This window comes from Rhodococcus aerolatus, from assembly GCF_054783215.1.
Genome location: NZ_BAAGQZ010000022.1, coordinates 1 through 19,672, shown reverse-complemented (window position 1 = coordinate 19,672; position 19,672 = coordinate 1). Strand labels below are relative to the sequence as shown.

Sequence of the window (19,672 nt, the reverse complement as noted above, 5' to 3'; positions counted from 1 at the left end):
CCGCCCCTCGCGTCGTCCGACCCCTGACCCACCACGACGACGTGCCGGGACCCCATCCTCCCAGGTGCGCGCCGGGGGGTCGCGCACCCCTCGACCGCTACCGTGGGTCCAGTGACGCCGACGACCCTGCCGGGCCCCCGACGGGCCACCCTGGTGGCCGTGCTGGCGGTGCCGCTGCTCGCCCTCGGGTGCTCGTCCGCGACGGACGGGGCGGGCCCGTCCACCGCGACCTCCGGGTCCGCCGACTCCGCCGCGTCCTCCGGGTCTGCTGCGTCCTCCGGTCCCGCCGCGTCCGGCTCGGCGGCCCCGGCGCAGGCCGACACCGCGACGGTGCCGGTGGCGCCCGTCTCGGTCGTGGTCAGCGACCCGGGCCAGGAGCCGCGGCGGGTGCTGGCCCTCGACCTCGGCCCGTCCCAGCAGGTCACCCTGACCACGCGGGCGGGCATCGTGCAGACGGTGGGCACGCAGGACCCGGTGGACCTGTCGAGCCCCGAGGTGTCCGTGCCGATGACCGCCACCCCGCGGGCCGCGGCGGACCCGTCGGGGCTGCGGCCGGTCGACCTGGCGCTCGGCACCCCCACCAGCCCCGACGCCATCCTCACCCAGGCGCTCGCCGCGGAGGCCGGCTCGGGCGCCTCCCTCGCCGTCGCCCCCAGCGCCGCGGTCGCCACGCTGGCCATCACCCCGGCCGCCGCGGCGCTCGACACCGCGCGCTCGGCGGTGGAGCAGGCCCTGCGGCAGGCCGTGGGGCTGGGTGTCGCGCTGCCCGCCGCGGCGGTGGGCACCGGGGCGCGGTGGACCGTCAGCCAGCAGCTGGACAGCCTCGGCCTGCCGCTGCGCCAGGACCTGACCGTGACGCTGCTGGAGGTGGCGGGCAGCACGGTGCGCCTCGGCGTCGCGCTGGCCCAGACCCCGCTGTCGAACACCTGGACGCTGCCCGACAGCGGCGGCACCACGTTCTCGGTGGACTCCTACCCGATGCAGGGCACCGGGGAGCTCACCCTCGACCTGCGCCGACCGCTGCCCGTGGCCGGCTCGGTGCAGCTGGCCGGCAGGCAGGTCTACACCCGCACCGCGGACCGGCTGGTGCTCGCCCAGGACGTCACCAACCGGGTCGCGTGGTCGTCGTGACGGGGCTGCGCGCGCGGGTGTAGGCGGGCGCGGCCGAGGTGGCGGTGCTCGTCGTGGCCGGCTGCGGCTCGGCCGACCCCGCCCCGGGCGCGGCGGGCACCACGACGACCGACCCGGCCGCGACGTCGTCGGTGGCCGCGCCCGCACCGCTGCCCGCCCAGCCCCCGCTGCCCGCCGCGACGACGGGCCGCGTGCTGGGTGGGGACGCGCTCACCGCGGCGCTGCTGCCCGTCACCGCGCTGCCGGCCGGGTTCGCGGTGGACGACACCGGGTCCGACCCGGCCGGGGACCCGACGACCTCCGCGCCCGCCACCCCGGGTGCGCCGGCCCCGGAGGGCTCGACGTCGGTCGTGGGCACCACCACCCCGCCGGCGTGCGGGCGGGTGCTGGACCCGGTGGCCGGGCTGGCCGCGGACCCGGCCGGCCGGGCGCAGCGCAGCTTCACCGGGGCGGACGCGTTCACCAGCGTCACCGAGGACGTGGCCAGCTGGCCGGGCCGGGGGGCGCTCGACGCCCTGGCCGCGGTCCGCGACACGGCCGCCGGCTGCGCCCGCTTCACCTCCACCGACGCCGACGGGGTGCCCGGCAGCTACACCCTCGGCGCCCTCGACGGCCTGGACGCGTCCACCGACGGCCTGGGGGCCGACGCGGTGACGGCGCTGCGCGTGGTGGGGACCAGCCAGGGCGTGGCCGCGGTGTTCGACGTGGTGGTGGCGGTCGTCGGGAGCGCGGCGGTGCAGGTCGTCGTGGTCGGGCTCGACCCGCTGCCGACCGACCAGCTGCGGGCCGTGGTCGCGGCGGCCACCGACAGGCTGCGCACGGCCCAGGGCTAGCGGCGCGGGACGGGGCTCAGGCCGAGCGGCGCAGGCTGCCCCGGGCGAGGCGGCGGACCTCCTCGGGGGTCTCACGACCCAGCTTGCGGTCGGTGGCCACGATGACCTGGGCCGCGGCCACGGCGACCCGGCGCGACGGCGTGCGGGCGCTGCCCCCGTCGGCCGCGGCGGTGCGGGGCGCGTCGGGACCGGCGTGGCGCTGCTCGGTGGTGCTCACGGCTGCTCCTCGTCCCCGGCGGGATCGGCGCGGGCCCCGTCGTCGGGGTCCTCGGCCAGGTCCTCCCCAGTGTCCACCTGCGCGAGGTACTCGTCCACCAGCGGCGCGACGACGTCGGCGATGAACTGGGCGTCCTCCCGGTCCGCCGCCGTGGCCAGGGCCTGCTGGGAGAGCACCTGCAGCCCCAGCACCACGCCGTCCTGGTCCCCCGCCAGGAGCAGGTCGAAGGCCCACTGGGTGCGCTTCCACCACTGGTCCTTGCGGTCGGCCCGGTGGCGCTGCCGGACGGTGAGGGCCGCCCCGAGCAGCACCAGCAGCGCGGCCAGGCCGGTGACGGCGGGCTGCAGCCAGAACCACGGGGCGGGAGCGGGGACCACGCCGCGATCGTGCCGCACCACCCCGACAGGACCGGCCCCGCAGGCGTGGGCGGCGGGTCCGGGCCGGGTGGGGGAAGATCGGGGGGCGAGGCAGCGTTGCCTTCCCCGGACGTGCGGTCCCCCGACCCGGCCGTGTGCTCCCCCGTCCACCCGGTCCGGTGCCCCCTCGGCGCCGACCCCACCCACGGCCTCGCGAGGCCGTGCTGCCCGGAAGGCCCCTCGTGACCCAGCCCGACCTGCGCAAGGACGACCCGGCCGCCGCGGCGCCCCCAGCCCGGACGTCGCAGTCCGCGGGCGCTGCCGAGCCCGACCCCCGCCGCTGGCTCGTCCTCGTCGTGGTGGCGGTGGCCCAGCTGATGGTGGTGCTCGACGCCACCATCGTGAACATCGCGCTGCCCTCGGCGCAGCGCGACCTCGGCTTCGCCGACACCGACCGGCAGTGGATCGTCACCGCCTACGCGCTGAGCTTCGGCAGCCTGCTCCTGCTGGGCGGCAAGCTCGGCGACCTGTTCGGCCGCAAGAAGACGTTCATCATCGGCCTGGTCGGGTTCGCGCTGGCCTCCGCGCTGGGCGGGGCGGCCGAGTCGTTCGGCGTCCTCGTCGGCGCGCGGGCCCTGCAGGGCATCTTCGGTGCGCTGCTGGCCCCCGCCGCGCTCGCCACCCTGGCCACCACCTTCTCCGACCCGAAGGAGCGCTCCAAGGCGTTCGGGGTGTTCGGGGCGGTGGCGGGCGGCGGCAGCGCCGTCGGTCTGGTGCTCGGCGGCTTCCTCACCGAGTGGCTCTCCTGGCGCTGGTGCCTCTACGTGAACCTGCTCTTCGCCGCCGGCGCCGTCGCCGGGGCCGTCGTGTTCATGGTCAACTCCCGCTCGCCGCACCGGCCCAAGCTGGACATCCCCGGCACGCTGCTCGCCTCGGCCGGCCTGTTCGGTCTGGTCTACGGGTTCTCCGAGGCCGCGACCAAGGGCTGGTCGGACACGGTGACGGTGGTGAGCCTCGTCGTCGGCGTGGTGCTGCTCGTCGCGTTCGTCCTGGTGCAGCGCACCGTCGCGGCCCCGCTGCTGCCGCTGCACGTCGTCGTCGACCGGGTGCGGGGCACCTGCTACGCCGCGGTGGGCATGTCCGCGATCGCCATCTTCGCGGTGTTCCTGTTCCTGACCTACTACCTGCAGCTGGTCAAGGGCTTCTCGCCCATCGTGACCGGGGTGAGCTTCCTGCCGCTGACCGCGGGCATCGTCGTGTCCTCGACCAGCGCCAACATCGCGCTGCTGCCCCGCACCGGGCCCCGGCCGCTGCTGCCGCTGGGCATGGCGCTGGGGGCGGCGGGCATGTTCTGGCTGGCCCAGCTCGACGCCGGGTCCGGCTACGCGACCGGGGTGCTGCCGTCCCTGGTCGTCCTCGGCCTGGGCTTCGGCCTGATCTTCGCCCCGGCGATCTCCTCGGCCACCTCGGGGGTCGAGGGCCGCGACGCGGGGGTCGCCTCGGCCATGGTGAACACGATGCAGCAGGTCGGCGGCTCCATCGGCACCGCGCTGCTGTCCACGGTGGCCGCCACCGCGACGACGGGCTACGTGGCCGCCAACCCCGGGCCGCGGGCCGCGATCGACGGCGCCGTCGACGGGTTCACCACCGCGTTCCTGGTCTCCGGGTCGATCTTCGTCGCCGGTGCGCTGCTGACCGGCCTGCTGCTCCCCTCCGGCGTGCTCCCCACCGGGCAGGCTGCGCCCGCCGCCGCCCACTAGGACGGGCGCCCCACCCGGCGCTGCAGGATCAGCGCAGCGACGACCAGGGCTGCTCGCCCGCGACGTCGACGGCCTCGTAGCCCGACTCCCCCGTGCTGGGGGTGAGCACCACGTGCAGGTGCGCGGGGCCGTCGGCGTCGGCGGGGACGAACGTGGCGTGCACCGTGCCCGCGGGCACGTGGACCGCCTCGCCGACCTCCAGGACGCGCCGCTCGGTGTCCACCCACTGCTCGACGTGCCCGGAGAGCACCGTGATGACCTCGTGCTGCACGGGGTGGCGGTGGAAGTCGTGCCCCTGCCCCGGCGCGATGGTGACGTCGAGGACGGCCAGCGGGGCTCCGGGGGCCGTCGACGGGGTGACCACCCAGCCGAGCACCCCCCAGTCGAGCTGGTCGCGGACGACGGCGTCGTGGGTGACGAAGGACCCGGTCACGGCTGCTCCTGGCTCTCGGGGTCGGGGGTGCCGGCGGCGTCGGGGCCGGGCTCGAACGTGATGGCCAGGAACTCCTCGGTGCGGGCCCTGAGCGCCTGCTCCACCGGCAGCCGTTCCATCGACGAGGCGCCGTAGAAGCCGTCCACGGCCCGGCACTCGCGCAGCACCCACTGCGCGTCGGCCGGCGAGGAGATGGGCCCGCCGTGCACCAGGGCGATCACGTCGGGGCGCACGTCCCGGGCGGCGGCCACCCACGCGTCGATCTCCGGGACGCAGTCGGCCAGCCCCCGGGCGGTGCCCGCGCCGATGCTGCCGCCCGTGGTCAGGCCGAGGTGGCAGACGACGACGTCGGCGCCGGCCTCGGTCATGGCCACCGCGTCGTCGGTCGAGAACACGTAGGGGGTGGTGAGCATGTCCGCCTCGTGCGCCGCGGCGATGACGTCGACCTCCTGGGCGAAGCCCATCCCGGTCTCCTCCAGGTTCGCCCGGAAGGTGCCGTCGATGAGCCCGACGGTGGGGAAGTTCTGGATCCCGGCGAAGCCGAGGTCGCGCAGCCGGGCCAGGAACCGGTCGGTGTCGAGGAAGGGGTCGGTGCCGTTGACCCCGGCCAGCACCGGGGTGTGCTCCACCACGGCCAGCACCTCGTCGGCCATCTCGACCACGACGTCGTTGGCGTTGCCGTAGGCCAGCAGCCCGGCCAGCGAGCCGTGCCCGGCCATGCGGTAGCGGCCGGAGTTGTAGACCACGATCAGGTCGATCCCGCCGGCCTCCTCCCACTTCGCGGAGATGCCGGTGCCCGCGCCGCCACCGACGATCGGGACGCGCGCGTCGACCTTGGCGCGCAGCCGGGCCAGCAGCTCGGCGCGGGTGAAGCGGGGGCGACGGCTCACGGCTGGGCTCCGGTGATCTCCCGGTAGGCGGCGACGAGAGCGTCGGCCAGCTCCGGGTCGTTGACGTGGTAGGGCAGGCGGACGAGCCGGTGCTCGGCGGTGGGGACGAAGGTGGCCTCGAGGGCGTCGAGCAGCGCCGCGTCGGCCTCGGGGTCGTGGAACGCCTGGCCGGGGGCGTCGAGCGCCGACACGCCGCCCACGGGCACCAGCAGCCGCACCGGCCCCGTGCTCGCGTTGAGCTTGCCCGCGATCCACCGCCCGATCCGGGTGTTCTCCTCCGGCGTCGTGCGCATCAGGGTGACGTTCGCGTTGTGCACGTGGAACAGCCTGTCCGCGAACACCTCCGAGACCGTCTCCCGCGCCCCGAAGTTCACCATGTCGACAGCGCCGACCGACCCGACCCACGGCAGGCCGGTCGCGGCGAGCACGTCGAGCCGGGACTCCCCGGCGCTGAACACCCCGCCGACGAGCAGGTCAGCGACCTCGGTGGTGGTCAGGTCGACGACCCCCTGCAGCATCCCGGAGGCGGCCAGCTTCTCCATCGACCGGCCGCCGGTGCCGGTGGCGTGGAAGACGAGCGCCTCGTGGTCCGTACCGAGCAGCTCGGCCACCCGCACCGCGGCGGGGGTCGTCACCCCGAACATCGACACGCCCACCGCGGGACGGTCGTCGGCCACCTCGGGCGCGGGGGTGAGCACGGTGCCGGCCGCGGCGTGCGCGGCGTTGGCGAGCACGGTCCGGGTGATCCGGTTGAGCCCGGCCACGTCGGCGACGGAGTACAGCATCGCGATGTCGGACGGGCCGACGTAGGGCGCGACGTCGCCGCTGGCCACGGTGGACACCATGATCTTGGGCAGGCCGACCGGCAGGGCGCGCATCGCCCGGGTCACCAGGGCGGTGCCCCCGGAGCCGCCGATGCCGAGCACCGCGCCGAGCTCGTCGACGTGGTCCAGCAGGTAGCCCTCGAGGGCGACCGCCATGGCCTCGACCGACTCACCCCGGTCGGTGCCGAACACCGCGTCGGGACCGTCGGGGTGGTGGGCGGCGACCTCGGCCGGGCTGACGTCACCGACCCCGTCGCGGGAGGTGGTGCCGACGTCGACCAGCACGGCCGGGGCACCGGCGGCGACCACCCGGTCACGGACGTAGCGCAGCTCGGTGCCCTTGGTGTCGCCGGTGCCGACGACGACGACCGGTCTCGGTGCGGCCACGGTGCCTCCCTGCGGGCCCGGGAGCTGCACTGCCCCCGTCGACCCTCCCGGCCGACCCTAGGCGCCGCGGGTCAGGCGCGGGTCAGCGCGGCGCTGGCCCCGTCCCCGATGTCGACCGCCAGGGCGTCGCCGGCGTCGAGCAGCTCGACCTCGGTGGCCAGGACCTCCCGGGCCACGAGGTCGCGGTGGGTCTCCGCCCGCCCGCGCAGCGCCTCGGGCACCGCCAGGCGCAGCACCACCCGGTCGGACACGGCCAGGCCCGCCTCGCGGCGCGCCTCCTGCAGCCGGCGGATGACGTCGCGCGCCCAGCCCTCGGCCTCGAGCTCCGGGGTGACCGCGGTGTCGAGCACCACCAGCCCCGCGCCGCCCGGGAGCGCCGCGGTCGAGTCCGGCTCGGCGGCCACGAGGCGCTGGGTGAACTCCCCGGGCAGAAGGGTGATCCCGGCGGCCACGACGGTGCCCTCGGGGCCCTCCGCCCAGTCCCCCGCCTTGACCGCCCGGATGACGGTCTGCACGTCCTTGCCGAGCCGGGGCCCGCAGGCCCGCGCGTTCACGGCCAGCTCGAAGCGGCCGAAGCGGGCGACGTCGTCGCTGAGCTCGACGTGGCGGACGTTGACCTCGTCGGCGACCAGGTCGGCGAACGGGGCCAGCCGCGCCGCGTCGGGGGTCGCGACGGTGACGCTCGCCAGGGGCAGCCGCACCCGCAGCCCGGCGGCCTTGCGCAGCCCCAGCACGGTGGAGCACACCGCCCGGACCTCGTCCATGGTGGACACCAGCTCGTCGTCGGCGGGCAGCTCGTCGGCCGCGGGCCAGTCGGTGAGGTGCACCGAGCGCTCCCCGGTCAGGCCGCGCCACACCGCCTCCGCGCTGAGCGGCAGCAGCGGGGCCGCGAGCCGGCACGTCACCTCGAGCACGGTGTGCAGGGTGTCGAAGGCGTCGTCGCCGGACCCCCCGGCCTGCTCGTCCTGGCCCGCCCAGAACCGCGACCGCGACCGGCGCACGTACCAGTTGGTCAGCGCGTCGGCGAACCACCGCAGCGCGTCGCACGCCCCGGCGATGTCGTGGGCGTCGAGCGCGCGGGTCATCTGCTCCCGGGTGGTGGCCAGCTTGGCCAGCACGTACCGGTCCAGCACGTGGGTCGAGCCGGTCCGCCACCGCCCGGGCCGCTCCGCGTAGAGCTGCAGGAACCCCCAGGTGTTCCACAGCGGCAGCAGCGCCTGGCGCACCCCCTCGCGGATGCCCTGCTCGGTGACCACGAGGTTGCCCCCGCGCAGGATGGGGCTGGCCATGAGGAACCAGCGCATGGCGTCGGAGCCGTCGCGGTCGAACACCTCGGACACGTCGGGGTAGTTGCGCTTGGACTTGCTCATCTTCAGCCCGTCGTCGCCGAGGACGATGCCGTGGGCGACGACGGTGCGGAACGCGGGCCGGTCGAACAGCGCCGTGGCCAGCACGTGCAGCGTGTAGAACCAGCCGCGGGTCTGGCCGTTGTACTCGACGATGAAGTCACCCGGGTTGTGCGAGTCGAACCACGCCTGGTTCTCCATCGGGTAGTGCACCTGGGCGTAGGGCATCGAGCCGGACTCGAACCAGCAGTCGAGCACCTCCGGCACCCGGCGCATGGTCGAGCGGCCCGTGGGGTCGTCGGGGTTGGGCCGGGTCAGCTCGTCGACGAACGGGCGGTGCAGGTCGGTCGGGCGCACCCCGAAGTCGCGCTCGAGCTCGTCGAGGGAGCCGTAGACGTCGACCCGGGGGTGGGCCGGGTCGTCGGAGGTCCACACCGGGATGGGGCTGCCCCAGTAGCGGTTCCGGCTGATCGACCAGTCACGGGCGCCCTCGAGCCACTTGCCGAACTGGCCGTCGCGGACGTGCTCGGGCACCCAGGTGATCTCCTGGTTGAGCTCGACCATCCGGTCGCGGAACTGCGTCACGGCGACGAACCAGCTCGACACGGCCTTGTAGATCAGCGGGTTCCCGCAGCGCCAGCAGTGCGGGTACGGGTGGTCGTAGGTCTCGCGGCGCAGCAGCAGCCCGGCGTCGCGGAGGTCGCCGATGATGACGGGGTTGGCCTCGAAGACCTGCATCCCCGCGTACGGGGGCACCTCGGTGGTGAAGCGCCCGCCGGCGTCGACGGGCACCACCGGCTCGATGCCGGCGGCGTCGGTGACGACCTTGTCCTCCTCGCCGAAGGCGGGGGCGATGTGGACGATCCCGGTGCCGTCGGTGGTGGTGACGTAGTCCGCGGCGAGCACCCGGTGCGCGTGCTCCCGGCCGACGAAGAAGTCGTAGGGCGGGTCGTAGGCGAGGCCGAGCAGCTCGGTGCCCGCGTGGTGGGAGAGCACCTCGGGTGCGTCCCCGAGCTCGCGGGCGTAGTGGCCCAGCCGGGCGTCGGCGAGGACGTAGCGCTCGCCGTCGGCGCCGCGGACCAGCACGTACTCGATCTCGGGGTGCACCGCGGCGGCCAGGTTGGACGGCAGCGTCCACGGCGTCGTCGTCCACACCAGGGCCCGCGCCCCGTCGAGCACCGAGCCCGGGGCGTGCAGCGGCAGCGCCACCGTCACCGCCGGGTCCTGCCGCTGGCGGTAGGTGTCGTCCATGCGGGTCTCGTGGTTGCTCAGCGGGGTCTGGTCGTGCCAGCAGTACGGCAGCACCCGGAAGCCGGAGTAGACCAGCCCCTTGTCCCACAGCGCCTTGAACGCCCACATCACCGACTCCATGAAGTCGGTGTCGAGGGTCTTGTAGTCGTGCTCGAAGTCGACCCAGCGGGCCTGGCGGGTGACGTAGTCGCGCCACTCGTCGGTGTAGCGCAGCACCGACGACCGGCACGCGGCGTTGAACGCGGCCACGCCCATGTCGTCGATCTCGGACTTGTCCTTGATCCCGAGCTGCTTCTCGGCCTCCACCTCGGCGGGCAGGCCGTGGCAGTCCCAGCCGAAGCGGCGTTCGACCCGGCGGCCGCGCATGGTCTGGTAGCGCGGCACCACGTCCTTGACGTAGCCGGTGAGCAGGTGGCCGTAGTGGGGCAGGCCGTTGGCGAACGGGGGCCCGTCGTAGAAGACGTACTCCTCCGCCTGCGCGCGGGCGTCGATGCTGGCCTGGAAGGTGCCGTCGGTCCGCCAGGCGGCGAGCACCGCCTCCTCGACCGCGGGCAGGGCGGGGGTGCCCGCGCCGCTGCCGGCCAGGTCCACCAGGGGGTAGGTCACGTCGCGCTCCTCGTGCCGTCGAGCCTCGGCACGGGGACGACGCCGGCGCTGCTGCGCCCGCTCCGCGGTACCACCCCGCTTGCCGCGCGCCGACCCGGTCCGGCCGGGGCACGACCTCTCGCTGCGGGCTGTGACGGGCCCACCCGTCCGGTTCTACTGGGCGTGGTCCCCCGGGGGACCGTGCCGTTCTTCCGGAGGCTCCCCGGTGATGGCCGGATCGACGCCGCGGACGATGCTACCGCGCGCCGGGAGGTGCTCAGCCGCGGGCGAGGGCGGCGACGGGCCGGCACACCGCGCACGGGGAGAACCCGAGGTCGACCGCCTCGCGGGCGGGCAGCGGAATCGTCTCCCGGTCCGCCAGCCAGGAGCAGCCCGCGACGTGGAAGCGGGGCCGCTCGTCGACCACGAGCACCTCGGCCTCGCTGGCGGCCGCGGTGGCGCCGTCCTGCGAGGTGGGGTCCTCGACGTCGGGCTCGTCCTGCGCCACGACGGGTGCGGGCTCCTCCTCGGCCGGTCGGCCGTGCCGACCCGCGGGCTCGGCGAGCAGCTCAGCAGCGCTGACCTCGTCGTCCGGCACGGCGGGGATCTGCTGGGTCGGCGCGTCACCGCCGTCGGTGCGGACGTCGCGGTCCGGGTCGGGGCCAACATCCCGGGTGGTCTCCGGGGTGGTCAGGGTCGGGGTGGTGCCCGCGGCCCGGTCGGCGGCGATGATCTCGGTCGGCCCCTCGCCCCGGTCGACCCGGTCGTCGGCGGTGGTCCCCGTGACGGGGGTCGTCGCCGTGGCGTCGGTGCCGGGGGCCGCCGCGACGTCCCCGGCGGGCTCGCCCGACGGGGTCCCCGGCTCAGCGGCGGGGGGTGCGTCCCGCGGGGCATCCCCCTGGCCGGTGGCCGACGGGCGCCGCCGCCGCAGCACGTCGAGGACGAGGACGACCCCGGCGGCCACGCACACGGCGATGCAGCCGTACGCCCACGCCGCGTTGTCGGTCAGCAGCGAGAGGAGCAGGAAGGCGAAGCCCAGGACGACGCCGCCGAGGGCGAGGATGAGCACGACCGCTCAGGCTCAGTTGCCCTGGTCGGCGCGCGCACCGTAGCCGGCCGCACCCGAGGAGGAGGCGGCACTGCTCGTCGAGGAGCTCGACGAGCCGGAGGACGCCTGGGCACCCCCGGCCGGCGCGGCCGAGCCACGCTGGCCCAGCTCCTGCAGCTGCGACTCCAGGTAGGTCTTCAGGCGCGTGCGGTACTCGCGCTCGAAGGTGCGGAGCTCGTCGAGCTGCTTCTCCAGCGTGGTGCGCTGGTTGCCGATGGTCGCCATCTGCTCGGCGTGCTTGCGCTCGGCGTCGGCGGCCAGGGCGTCGGCCTTCTCCTTGGCCTGCCGCTGCAGGGTGTCGGCCCGGGTCTTGGCGTCGGCCAGCATGGCCTCCGACCGGGTGCGGGCGTCACCGACGAGGCCGTCGGCCTTCGTCTTCGCGTCGGCGACCATCGTCTCGGACTGGGTGCGGGCCTCGGCCAGCAGCTGGTCGGCCTCGCTCTTGGCCTCGCCGGTGACCCGGTCGGCCATCTCCTGCGCCAGGCCGATGATCTTGGCGGCCTGCACGTTGTGGTCGGCGCCGGAGGAGCGCGGGGCGCTCTCGGCCGCCTGCGCCGCCGGGGCGGCCACGGGCGCCGGGCGCGCGGCCGGCTCCTGCTGCGCGGGCTCCTCGGTGGCCTGCGACCGGTCGTCGGCCTTGCTCAGGTCCGGGGTGGCCGACTGCGCGGTGGCGGACTGCGCGGTGGACGCCGACCCGTCGGTGCGGCCCGCGCCGGACGCGGCCGCCGGGCTCGCGGCGGGCTCGGCGGAGCGCTGCCCGGAGCCACCCTCGCGCTGCAGCTCCTCGTTGCGCTGCCGGAGGTCGTTGTTCTCCTCGATGATGCGCGCGAGCTCCTGCTCGACCAGGTCGAGGAAGGCGTCCACCTCGTCCTCGTTGTACCCCCGCTTGCCGATCGGGGGCTTGCTGAACGCGACGTTGTGCACATCGGCAGGTGTCAGCGGCATCGGTAGATCACCTCACGCAATCCTGTGGGAGCAGGCGGGACGGGCTCACATCGTGTCACAGCAGTCTCACGCGAAACCGGCGACGACGGACATCAGTATGCCCACCGCCAGGAGCAGAACCATAATCGACAGGTCGAGCCTGACCCCGCCCAGCGGCACGGTGGGGATGACCTTGCGCAGCAGCCGGACCGGCGGGTCGGTGACGGTGAACACCGCCTCCAGGCCGACGACGACCACGCCGGACGGCACCCAGTCGCGCGCGAACGACCGCACGACCTCGATGACCACGCGCGCGATGAGCAGCAGCCAGAACACGAACAGCACCGTGTAGATCACGGACACGACCACCCAGCTCACCTCTCCTCGGACCACCTCGAGCACCGGCGCCACCGACCACGACGCCCACCGACCACTGTGCCCCACCTCGCGACCGGCGCGCTGCGCCGGGGACGGGGTGGGGCACGGGTGGAGCTGTGAGCGGGGGTGGGTCAGTGGTCGTAGAAGCCGTCCTCGACGATCCGGCGGCGGTCCTCGTCGGAGAACTCGACGGCCGACGGCGAGAGCAGGAACACCTTGGTGGTGACCTTGTCGATCGACCCGCGCATGGCGAACGCCAGCCCGGCGGAGAAGTCGACGAGCCGCTTGGCGTCGGCGTCGCTCATGCGGGTCAGGTTGATGATGACCGGGTTGCCCGCGCGGAAGCGCTCGCCCACGACCTTGGCCTCGGCGTAGGCGGTGGGGTGCACCGTGGTAATGCGGGCCTGCTCGGCGGGGTCGTCGTCGCGACGTGACTCGACGCGGGGGTCGACGGCCAGCGCGCCCCGGGTGACGGGGGCGGAGCCGCCCGGGCGTCGGGCGGAGCCGACCGCGGGCAGCGGGTCGAGCCGGGGGCGCGCGGGCTCCCCGTCGTCGTGGCGGGAGCCGCCGTCGAAGCGGGAGACCGGCTCACGGGTGCCGCGGTCGTAGCCGCCGGCCTCGAGGCCGCCGTCGTGGCTGCTGCGCCCGGACCGGGCGCCGGCGAGCGCGGGCTCGCGGTGGCGCTCGAGGGACTCGCGGTCGTCCCAGGACTCCTCGCGGCGGGACCAGCCCTCGCGGGGACGGTCGCGGCGGTCCGCGTCCCGGTCCCGGGCGTACTCGGTCTCGTACTCGGCGTCGTAGCCGTCGTAGTCCACGTCGTCGCCGTCGACGGGCACCATGCCGAAGTACGCCTTGAGCTTGTGCAGGGAGCTCATCGGAAGGCCTTCCTCACCGGGTTCGGGTTGCGCTGCAGTGCATGTCGTGGGGGTCGGGCTCGTGGGGCAGCAGAGGCGCGAGGGGCCCGTGGGGCGTCCGGTGCCGCTGTGGTCCGTTCACGGCGAGGCTATCGGCCGCCCGCCCAGCAGGGCGGTTCCGACACGCACGCACGTGGACCCGTGGGCCACCGCCTGCTCGAGGTCGCCGGACATCCCCGCCGACAACGTCACCGCCCCGGGGTGGGCGGCGAGCAGGTCGGCGTGCACCCGCGCCAGGTCGGCGAACGCGGCGTCCGGGTCGACGCCCACGGGGGCGACGGCCATCAGCCCCACCAGCTCGAGGTGGGCCGCCCCGGCCACCTGGTCGGCCAGGGCGGGCAGGTCGGGCACGGGGCAGCCACCGCGGTCGGGGTCGGAGTCCAGGCTCGCCTGCACCAGCACCTGCAGCGGTGCGCTGCGCTCCCCCGCGTCGAGCGCGGCCGCGGCCGCCTTCTCCAGGGCCGCGGCCAGCCGCGGGCTGTCCACCGAGGACACGCTGGTGGCCCACCGGACGACCGAGCGGGCCTTGTTTCGCTGCAGCCGGCCCAGCACCTGCCACGACGGGGCGGCGCCGGGACGCAGCTCGGCGACCTCGGCCGCCTTCGGCCTGCCCTCCTGGTCGCGCGCCTCTCCCACCTCGCTCACCCCGAGGTCGACGAGGTGGACCACGTCGGAGGCGGGGAAGGTCTTGGTCACCGGCAGCAGCGCCACCTCCGACGGGTCGCGCCCCGCCGCGGCGCACGCGGCGTCGACCCGGGCGCGCACGGCGGCCAGCGCGGCCGCGACCTCGGCCGCCCGACCGTCCGGGGCGCTCACGCGGGCTCGGCCCAGATGACGCCGGCCAGCCGCCCGGTGGGGGCGCCGCGCCGGTGGCTGAACAGGGTGCGGTCCTCGATCGTGCAACGGGCGTCCACCGCGACCCCGGCCACGCCGGCGGCGAGCAGCTGGGCCCGCAGGCCGGCCCGCACGTCCAGGCCGGGGGTGCCGGCCCGGGTGCGTGACGCGCTGCCCGGCAGGTGGGCCTCGACATCGCGCTGCATGGCCCGCGGGACCTCGTAGCAGCGCCCGCAGGCGGCCGGCCCGAGCAGCGCGGTGACCGCGCCGACCCGGGCGCCGAGGGACTCCATCACCGCCAGGGTCGCCGGCACCACCCCGAGGCGGGCGCCGACCCTCCCCGAGTGCACCGCGGCGACGACGCCGCGCTCCTCGTCGGCCAGCAGCACCGGGGTGCAGTCCGCGGCCAGCGCGACCAGCGCCAGCCCCGGGGTAGCGGTGACGAGCGCATCGGTCACCGGCACCGGCTCGGCGCGCGGCCCGTCGACGACGGTGACAGTGCGGGAGTGGACCTGCTCCATCCACACCAGCCGCTCGGGGGCGAGGCCGATCCCGTCGGCCAGCCGCCGCCGGTTGGCGGCCACCGCCCCGGGGTCGTCGCCGACGTGGTCGCCGAGGTTGAACGTGTCGTACGGCGCCGCGGAGGCCCCGCCCGCCCGGGTGGTGAGCACCCGGCGGACGCGGACCCGGCCCCGCGGGGCGGTCACCGACGCATGAACGGGGGGACGTCGACCTCGTCGTCGCCGTCGTCCTCGACGGGCACGGGCCGGCTGCCGCCGAACAACCCGGTGCGCTGCTGGCCCGCGGGGGGCAGCCCGGCAGCGCGGTCCGCGGAGCGCTCCTGGGTGTCGGCGTCGTGGCGACCACCGTCCCGGGTGGGCGGCAGGCCCTGGTTCGACCCCGGTGACCGGTCGGGCGCAGCGGAGCGCGGGGCCACGGCCGTGGGCTCGGTGGTGGTGCGGGCGGGGCCGTTGCCGTCGAAGCCGGCGGCGATGACCGTCACCCGCACCTCGTCGCCGAGGGAGTCGTCGATGACCGTCCCGAAGATGATGTTGGCGTCGACGTGCGCGGACTCCTGCACCAGCGAGGCGGCCTCGTTGATCTCGAACAGCCCCAGGTCGGAGCCGCCCGCGATGGAGAGCAGCACGCCGTGCGCGCCCTCCATGGACGCCTCGAGCAGCGGCGAGTTGATCGCCGTCTGGGCCGCCTGCACCGCCCGGCCGTCACCGCGGGCCGAGCCGATGCCCATCAGGGCGCTGCCCGCCCCGGACATGACGGACTTGACGTCGGCGAAGTCGACGTTGATCAGGCCCGGGGTGGTGATGAGGTCGGTGATGCCCTGCACGCCGTTGAGCAGGACCTCGTCGGCGGAGCGGAACGCGTCCATCAGGCTGACGGCCGCGTCGCCGAGCTGGAGCAGCCGGTCGTTCGGGATGACGATGAGGGTGTCGCAGGACTCGCGCAGCCCGCCGATGCCGGACTCGGCCTGCCCGCCGCGGCGCTTGCCCTCGAAGGAGAACGGTCGGGTGACGACGCCGATGGTCAGGGCGCCGAGCTTGCGGGCGATGCTGGCCACGACCGGCGCGCCGCCGGTGCCGGTGCCACCCCCCTCGCCCGCGGTCACGAAGACCATGTCGGCCCCCTTGAGGACCTCCTCGATCTCGTCCTTGTGGTCCTCGGCGGCACGGCGGCCGACCTCGGGGTCCGCCCCGGCGCCGAGGCCGCGGGTGAGCTCGCGGCCCACGTCGAGCTTGACGTCGGCGTCGGACATGAGCAGGGCCTGCGCGTCGGTGTTGATCGCGATGAACTCGACGCCCTTGAGGCCGACGTCGATCATGCGGTTGACCGCGTTCACGCCACCGCCGCCGATACCGACGACCTTGATGACGGCGAGGTAGTTGTGCGGGGGCGTCATGGCTCTCGCCTCTCGGTGGGGGTGGGCGGCCGGGGTGGCCGGGAGTCTGGGGGTGGGCGCAGGTCCGGGGGTCAACCCTCGACCTGAACCACAGGTTTAGAGTTATGTCAAGCAGTGCGTCGGGGCAGACGGTAGGCACGACCCGCGGTCCGATCCAGCAGGCGCGCCGTGAGCCCGGGCGTGGCGGGCCCGGCGGCTACCGCGTGGTGGGCAGGTCCGGGCTGGTGACGTCGACGACGGTGCCGGGCTGGCTGAGCACGGCCGCGGCGACGGCGGCCTTGCGCGCGGCGTCGGCGGCGGTGCCGAACACCACCGACCGGCCGTCGAGGAGCACGACCGACACCGCGTCGGCGCTGGGTGCGCGCACCTCGCCGACCTGGCCGGCGAGCGACGGCGGCAGCGCGGTGACCACGGTCAGCGCGGCCCGGGTGGCCGCGTCGGTGGGACCGGGGGTCGGCGTGCTCAGGGTGGGCACCCCGGGCACGGGCGCCCCGGTGGCGAAGTCGACCCCGGTCGCGTCGAGCAGGTGCGTCCCGTCCGGCTCGGCGACGGCGAGGGTGGCCCGGCGCTCGGTGAGGACGACCTCGAGGGTGCCGGGCAGCTCCCGGCGGACCTCGACCTGCCCGACGGTGGGGATCCGGGCGACCCGGCCGGCCGCGGCGTCCAGGTCGACCTGCAGCAGCGGGGTGCCGCGGGCGACGGCGACGGCCGCGAGCACCGTCGCCCGGTCGGTGGCCACGGCCCCGGTGACGGTCACGGTGCGCACGCCGAGCACCGGGGTCAGCCAGGCGACGGCCGTGAGCACGCCGGCCAGCAGCACCGCCCCGACGGCCCAGGTGCGCAGGGTGACGCCGAGCAGCCGGCGGGGCGGCCGGGTGCGCGGGGTGCGTGTGGTGGCGCGGCTGCGGCTCGTCGGGCGCGCGGCCGGGGAGCGCCCCGAGGTGGTGCGGGACGGGGTGGTGCGCGCCGGGGTGGACCGGGTGCTGCTGCTGCGCGCCGACGCCGTCCGCCCCGCCGACCGGCCGTCCGCGGCGCGGCTGCCGGCGGTGCGCCCGCCGGTGGCCGCCCGGGTGGTCCTGCCGCGCGCGGTCGCGCGCTCGGTCCCGCTCACGCCGCACCCGGGGCGTCGGGGCCCGGTCCGCCGAGGGCGGCGAGCACCCGGGGGGCGAGCATGGTGACGTCGCCCGCTCCCATGGTCAGCACGACGTCGCCGTCGCCGGCCAGGGCCGCGACCTGGGCCGGGGCGTCGGCCAGCGACGGCTGGAAGTGCACCGGCACGGTGACCGACGCGGCGACCAGGGCGCCCGTCACGCCGGGCACCGGCTCCTCCCGCGCGGCGTAGACGTCGAGCACCACCACCTCGTCGGCCAGCGACAGCGCCGCGCCGAACTCGGCGGCGAAGGTGGCGGTGCGCGAGTAGAGGTGCGGCTGGAACAGCACGACGACGCGGTGCCCGGGCCCCGCGACGTCCCGGGCGGCGGTGAGCACGGCCCGCACCTCGGTGGGGTGGTGGGCGTAGTCGTCGAACACGCGCACGCCGCGGGCGCGCCCGACGGGCTGGAAGCGTCGGCCGACCCCGCCGAAGCCGGCCAGCCCGGCCAGCGCCTCCTCGGTCGTCACGCCGAGCTCGCGCGCGGCGAGCAGCGCCCCGAGGGCGTTGAGCAGCATGTGCTCCCCGGGCACGGCGAGGCGCACGGTGCGGGTCCCGTCCTCGCCGGCCAGCGCGACGGTGGCCGTGCCCGCCGGGTCGCGGTCGACGAGCCGGGCGGCGAGCCCCTCGGCCCGGCCGTAGCGGGCGACCCGCAGCCCGGCGGCCTCCGCCCGGTCGGCCAGCGCGGCCGAGCCGGGGTCGTCGTCGCAGGCCACGAGCAGGGCCCCGGGGGCGAGCCGGGCGAGGAAGCGGTCGAACACGGCGACGTAGGCCTCGACGGTGCCGAAGTGGTCGAGGTGGTCGGCGTCGACGTTGGTGACCACGGCGACGTCGGGGGTGTAGGCGAGCAGCGAGCCGTCGCTCTCGTCGGCCTCGGCGACGAAGACGTCCCCGCTGCCGTGGTGGGCGTTGGCCCCGGAGTCGTTGAGCTGCCCGCCGATCGCGAACGACGGGTCGAGGCCGGCGCGCTGGCAGACGACGACGAGCATCGAGGTGGTCGAGGTCTTGCCGTGGGTGCCGGCGACGAGCACGTTGCGGTGCCCGGTCATGAGCGTGGCCAGGACGTCGGGCCGCACGGTGACGGGCACCCCGCGGCGGCGGGCCTCGACCAGCTCGGGGTTGCTGGCCGGGATCGCGCTGGTGGTGGTGACGACGACGGTGGGACCGCCCTCGAGCAGGTCCAGGGCGGCCGGGTCGTGGCCCACCCGGACCCGGGCCCCGGCGGCGGTCAGCGCGCGCAGCGCCCGGGAGTCCCGCGCGTCGGAGCCGGAGACCTGCCCCCCGCGGGCCAGCAGGATGCGGGCGATGCCGCTCATGCCCGCTCCCCCGATGCCGACCATGTGCACCCGCGCCAGCCCGGGCGGCAGGTCCGGTGGCGTCCGCGGCGCGTCGGGCGTCCCCGGCGGCACGGCCGTGCGGCTCACCGGGCCACCGCCAGCACGATCGCCGCGATGGCGTCCGCGGCCCCCCGGTGCCCGGACGCCGCGGCGGCGGCCCCGGCGGCGGCGACCCGCTCGGGGTCGGTGAGCAGCGGCACGAGCACGTCGGCGATCCAGGCCGGGGTCAGGTCGGCGTCGGCCACCAGCAGCCCGCCGCCGGAGTCGACCACGGGCCGGGCGTTGAGCTCCTGCTCGCCGTTGCCGTGGGGCAGCGGCACGTAGGCGGCGGGCAGCCCGACGGCGGACACCTCGGCCACGGTCATGGCCCCCGAGCGGCACAGCGCCACGTCGGCGGCCGCGTAGGCCAGGTCCATCCGGCTCAGGTACGGCACGGCGACGTAGGCGGGGGCACCGGGGGTCTGCTCGACGGTGACCGTGTTCTTCGGCCCGTGCGCGTGGAGCACCCCCACCCCCGCCGCGGCGAGGGCGGGCGCCGCGGCGGTGACGGCCTCGTTCAGGCTCCGGGCGCCCTGCGAGCCGCCGAACACCAGCAGGGTGGGCGCGTCGGGGTCGAGGCCGAAGTGCTCGCGGGCGGCGGCGCGGCCGGCGGCCCGGTCGAGGTCGGTGATCGACCCGCGCAGCGGGATGCCGACCACCTCGGCGTCGCGCAGGCCGCTGCCGGGGACGGCGGCGAGCACCCGGGCGGCCCAGCGGGCACCCACCTTGTTGGCGATGCCCGCCCGGGCGTTGGCCTCGTGCACGACGACGGGCACCCGGCGGCGGCCGCGGCGCGCGGCGAGGTAGGCGGGCAGCGCCACGTAGCCGCCGAAGCCGACCACGACGTCCGCCTCGACCCGGTCGAGGACCTCGCGGGTGCGCCGGACCGAGGCCAGCACCCGGCCGGGCAGGCGCAGCAGGTCGGCGGTGGGCTTGCGGGGCAGCGGCACCGGCGGCACGAGCTCGAGCGGGTAGCCCCGCTGCGGCACCAGGGTGGTCTCGAGGCCGCGGGCCGTGCCCAGGGCGGTCACGCGGGTGCCGGGGGCGACCCGGCGCAGCG

Annotated in this window: 19 protein-coding genes; 3 read left to right on the top strand and 16 right to left on the bottom strand. The window is 76.1% G+C overall.

Annotated elements, in window-relative coordinates; all coding sequences use genetic code 11:
- The first annotated feature begins 111 nt into the window (after window positions 1-111).
- Both ACYVOF_RS08960 and ACYVOF_RS08955 read left to right on the top strand, forming a co-directional pair.
- A complete protein-coding gene (locus ACYVOF_RS08960) occupies window positions 112-1,131 on the top strand; it encodes a hypothetical protein (RefSeq protein WP_460865728.1) in 1,020 nt (339 codons plus the stop codon).
- A 38-nt stretch (window positions 1,132-1,169) separates the two neighbouring features.
- Window positions 1,170-1,964 carry a sensor domain-containing protein gene (locus ACYVOF_RS08955; RefSeq protein WP_460865727.1) on the top strand — a complete coding sequence of 265 codons (795 nt, stop codon included), beginning with the start codon at window positions 1,170-1,172 and terminating at the stop codon, window positions 1,962-1,964.
- A 16-nt stretch (window positions 1,965-1,980) separates the two neighbouring features.
- On the opposite strand, the gene ACYVOF_RS08950 is transcribed toward ACYVOF_RS08955, so the two are convergent.
- Together ACYVOF_RS08950 and ACYVOF_RS08945 are read right to left on the bottom strand one after the other, a co-directional pair.
- Window positions 1,981-2,181: a hypothetical protein gene (locus tag ACYVOF_RS08950; protein ID WP_460865725.1), complete on the bottom strand. Its 201-nt coding sequence runs from the start codon at window positions 2,179-2,181 to the stop codon at window positions 1,981-1,983.
- Entirely contained in the window at window positions 2,178-2,558 is a 381-nt protein-coding gene (locus tag ACYVOF_RS08945) for a hypothetical protein (protein ID WP_460865723.1), read from the bottom strand. The genes ACYVOF_RS08950 and ACYVOF_RS08945 overlap by 4 nt, the downstream gene beginning before the upstream one ends.
- 221 nt (window positions 2,559-2,779) lie before the next feature.
- Here ACYVOF_RS08945 and ACYVOF_RS08940 point away from each other — a divergent pair, with 221 nt between their 5' ends.
- A complete protein-coding gene (locus ACYVOF_RS08940; protein WP_460865722.1) occupies window positions 2,780-4,297 on the top strand; it encodes an MFS transporter in 1,518 nt (505 codons plus the stop codon).
- Window positions 4,298-4,325: 28 nt separating this feature from the next.
- Here ACYVOF_RS08940 and ACYVOF_RS08935 read toward each other — a convergent pair whose 3' ends face one another.
- From ACYVOF_RS08935 to ACYVOF_RS08870, 14 genes are all read right to left on the bottom strand, one after another.
- Complete coding sequence (locus ACYVOF_RS08935; RefSeq protein WP_460865720.1) at window positions 4,326-4,730, bottom strand: cupin domain-containing protein; 405 nt, start codon at window positions 4,728-4,730, stop codon at window positions 4,326-4,328.
- A complete protein-coding gene (locus tag ACYVOF_RS08930; RefSeq protein ID WP_460865718.1) occupies window positions 4,727-5,620 on the bottom strand; it encodes a phosphoenolpyruvate hydrolase family protein in 894 nt (297 codons plus the stop codon). The genes ACYVOF_RS08935 and ACYVOF_RS08930 overlap by 4 nt, the downstream gene beginning before the upstream one ends.
- A complete protein-coding gene (locus ACYVOF_RS08925; protein ID WP_460865716.1) occupies window positions 5,617-6,831 on the bottom strand; it encodes a Tm-1-like ATP-binding domain-containing protein in 1,215 nt (404 codons plus the stop codon). Before ACYVOF_RS08925 ends, ACYVOF_RS08930 begins: the two co-directional genes overlap by 4 nt.
- 71 nt (window positions 6,832-6,902) lie before the next feature.
- Window positions 6,903-10,034 (bottom strand): isoleucine--tRNA ligase, encoded by a 3,132-nt coding sequence (ileS, locus tag ACYVOF_RS08920; RefSeq protein ID WP_460865714.1) that lies wholly within the window; start codon window positions 10,032-10,034, stop codon window positions 6,903-6,905.
- Window positions 10,035-10,290: 256 nt separating this feature from the next.
- Window positions 10,291-11,082 carry a hypothetical protein gene (locus ACYVOF_RS08915; protein WP_460865712.1) on the bottom strand — a complete coding sequence of 264 codons (792 nt, stop codon included), beginning with the start codon at window positions 11,080-11,082 and terminating at the stop codon, window positions 10,291-10,293.
- 12 nt (window positions 11,083-11,094) lie between these two features.
- Window positions 11,095-12,066: a DivIVA-like cell division protein Wag31 gene (gene wag31, locus ACYVOF_RS08910; RefSeq protein ID WP_460865710.1), complete on the bottom strand. Its 972-nt coding sequence runs from the start codon at window positions 12,064-12,066 to the stop codon at window positions 11,095-11,097.
- 66 nt (window positions 12,067-12,132) lie between these two features.
- On the bottom strand, window positions 12,133-12,414 hold the full coding sequence (locus ACYVOF_RS08905; protein ID WP_460865708.1) for a YggT family protein: 282 nt from the start codon (window positions 12,412-12,414) through the stop codon (window positions 12,133-12,135).
- 140 nt (window positions 12,415-12,554) lie between these two features.
- On the bottom strand, window positions 12,555-13,298 hold the full coding sequence (locus ACYVOF_RS08900) for a cell division protein SepF (protein WP_460865706.1): 744 nt from the start codon (window positions 13,296-13,298) through the stop codon (window positions 12,555-12,557).
- Window positions 13,299-13,415: 117 nt separating this feature from the next.
- Window positions 13,416-14,153 (bottom strand): YggS family pyridoxal phosphate-dependent enzyme, encoded by a 738-nt coding sequence (locus ACYVOF_RS08895; protein ID WP_460865704.1) that lies wholly within the window; start codon window positions 14,151-14,153, stop codon window positions 13,416-13,418.
- Window positions 14,150-14,878 (bottom strand): peptidoglycan editing factor PgeF, encoded by a 729-nt coding sequence (gene pgeF / locus ACYVOF_RS08890; protein ID WP_460865702.1) that lies wholly within the window; start codon window positions 14,876-14,878, stop codon window positions 14,150-14,152. Before pgeF ends, ACYVOF_RS08895 begins: the two co-directional genes overlap by 4 nt.
- Complete coding sequence (gene ftsZ / locus ACYVOF_RS08885) at window positions 14,875-16,086, bottom strand: cell division protein FtsZ (protein ID WP_460865700.1); 1,212 nt, start codon at window positions 16,084-16,086, stop codon at window positions 14,875-14,877. The genes pgeF and ftsZ overlap by 4 nt, the downstream gene beginning before the upstream one ends.
- Before the next feature lie 196 nt (window positions 16,087-16,282).
- Window positions 16,283-17,197 (bottom strand): cell division protein FtsQ/DivIB, encoded by a 915-nt coding sequence (locus tag ACYVOF_RS08880; RefSeq protein WP_460865699.1) that lies wholly within the window; start codon window positions 17,195-17,197, stop codon window positions 16,283-16,285.
- Window positions 17,194-18,576, bottom strand: a complete 1,383-nt coding sequence (gene murC, locus ACYVOF_RS08875; RefSeq protein WP_460865866.1) for a UDP-N-acetylmuramate--L-alanine ligase — start codon at window positions 18,574-18,576, stop codon at window positions 17,194-17,196. Before murC ends, ACYVOF_RS08880 begins: the two co-directional genes overlap by 4 nt.
- 80 nt (window positions 18,577-18,656) lie before the next feature.
- On the bottom strand, window positions 18,657-19,672 hold a 1,016-nt coding region (locus ACYVOF_RS08870; RefSeq protein WP_460865697.1), incomplete at its 5' end, for a UDP-N-acetylglucosamine--N-acetylmuramyl-(pentapeptide) pyrophosphoryl-undecaprenol N-acetylglucosamine transferase.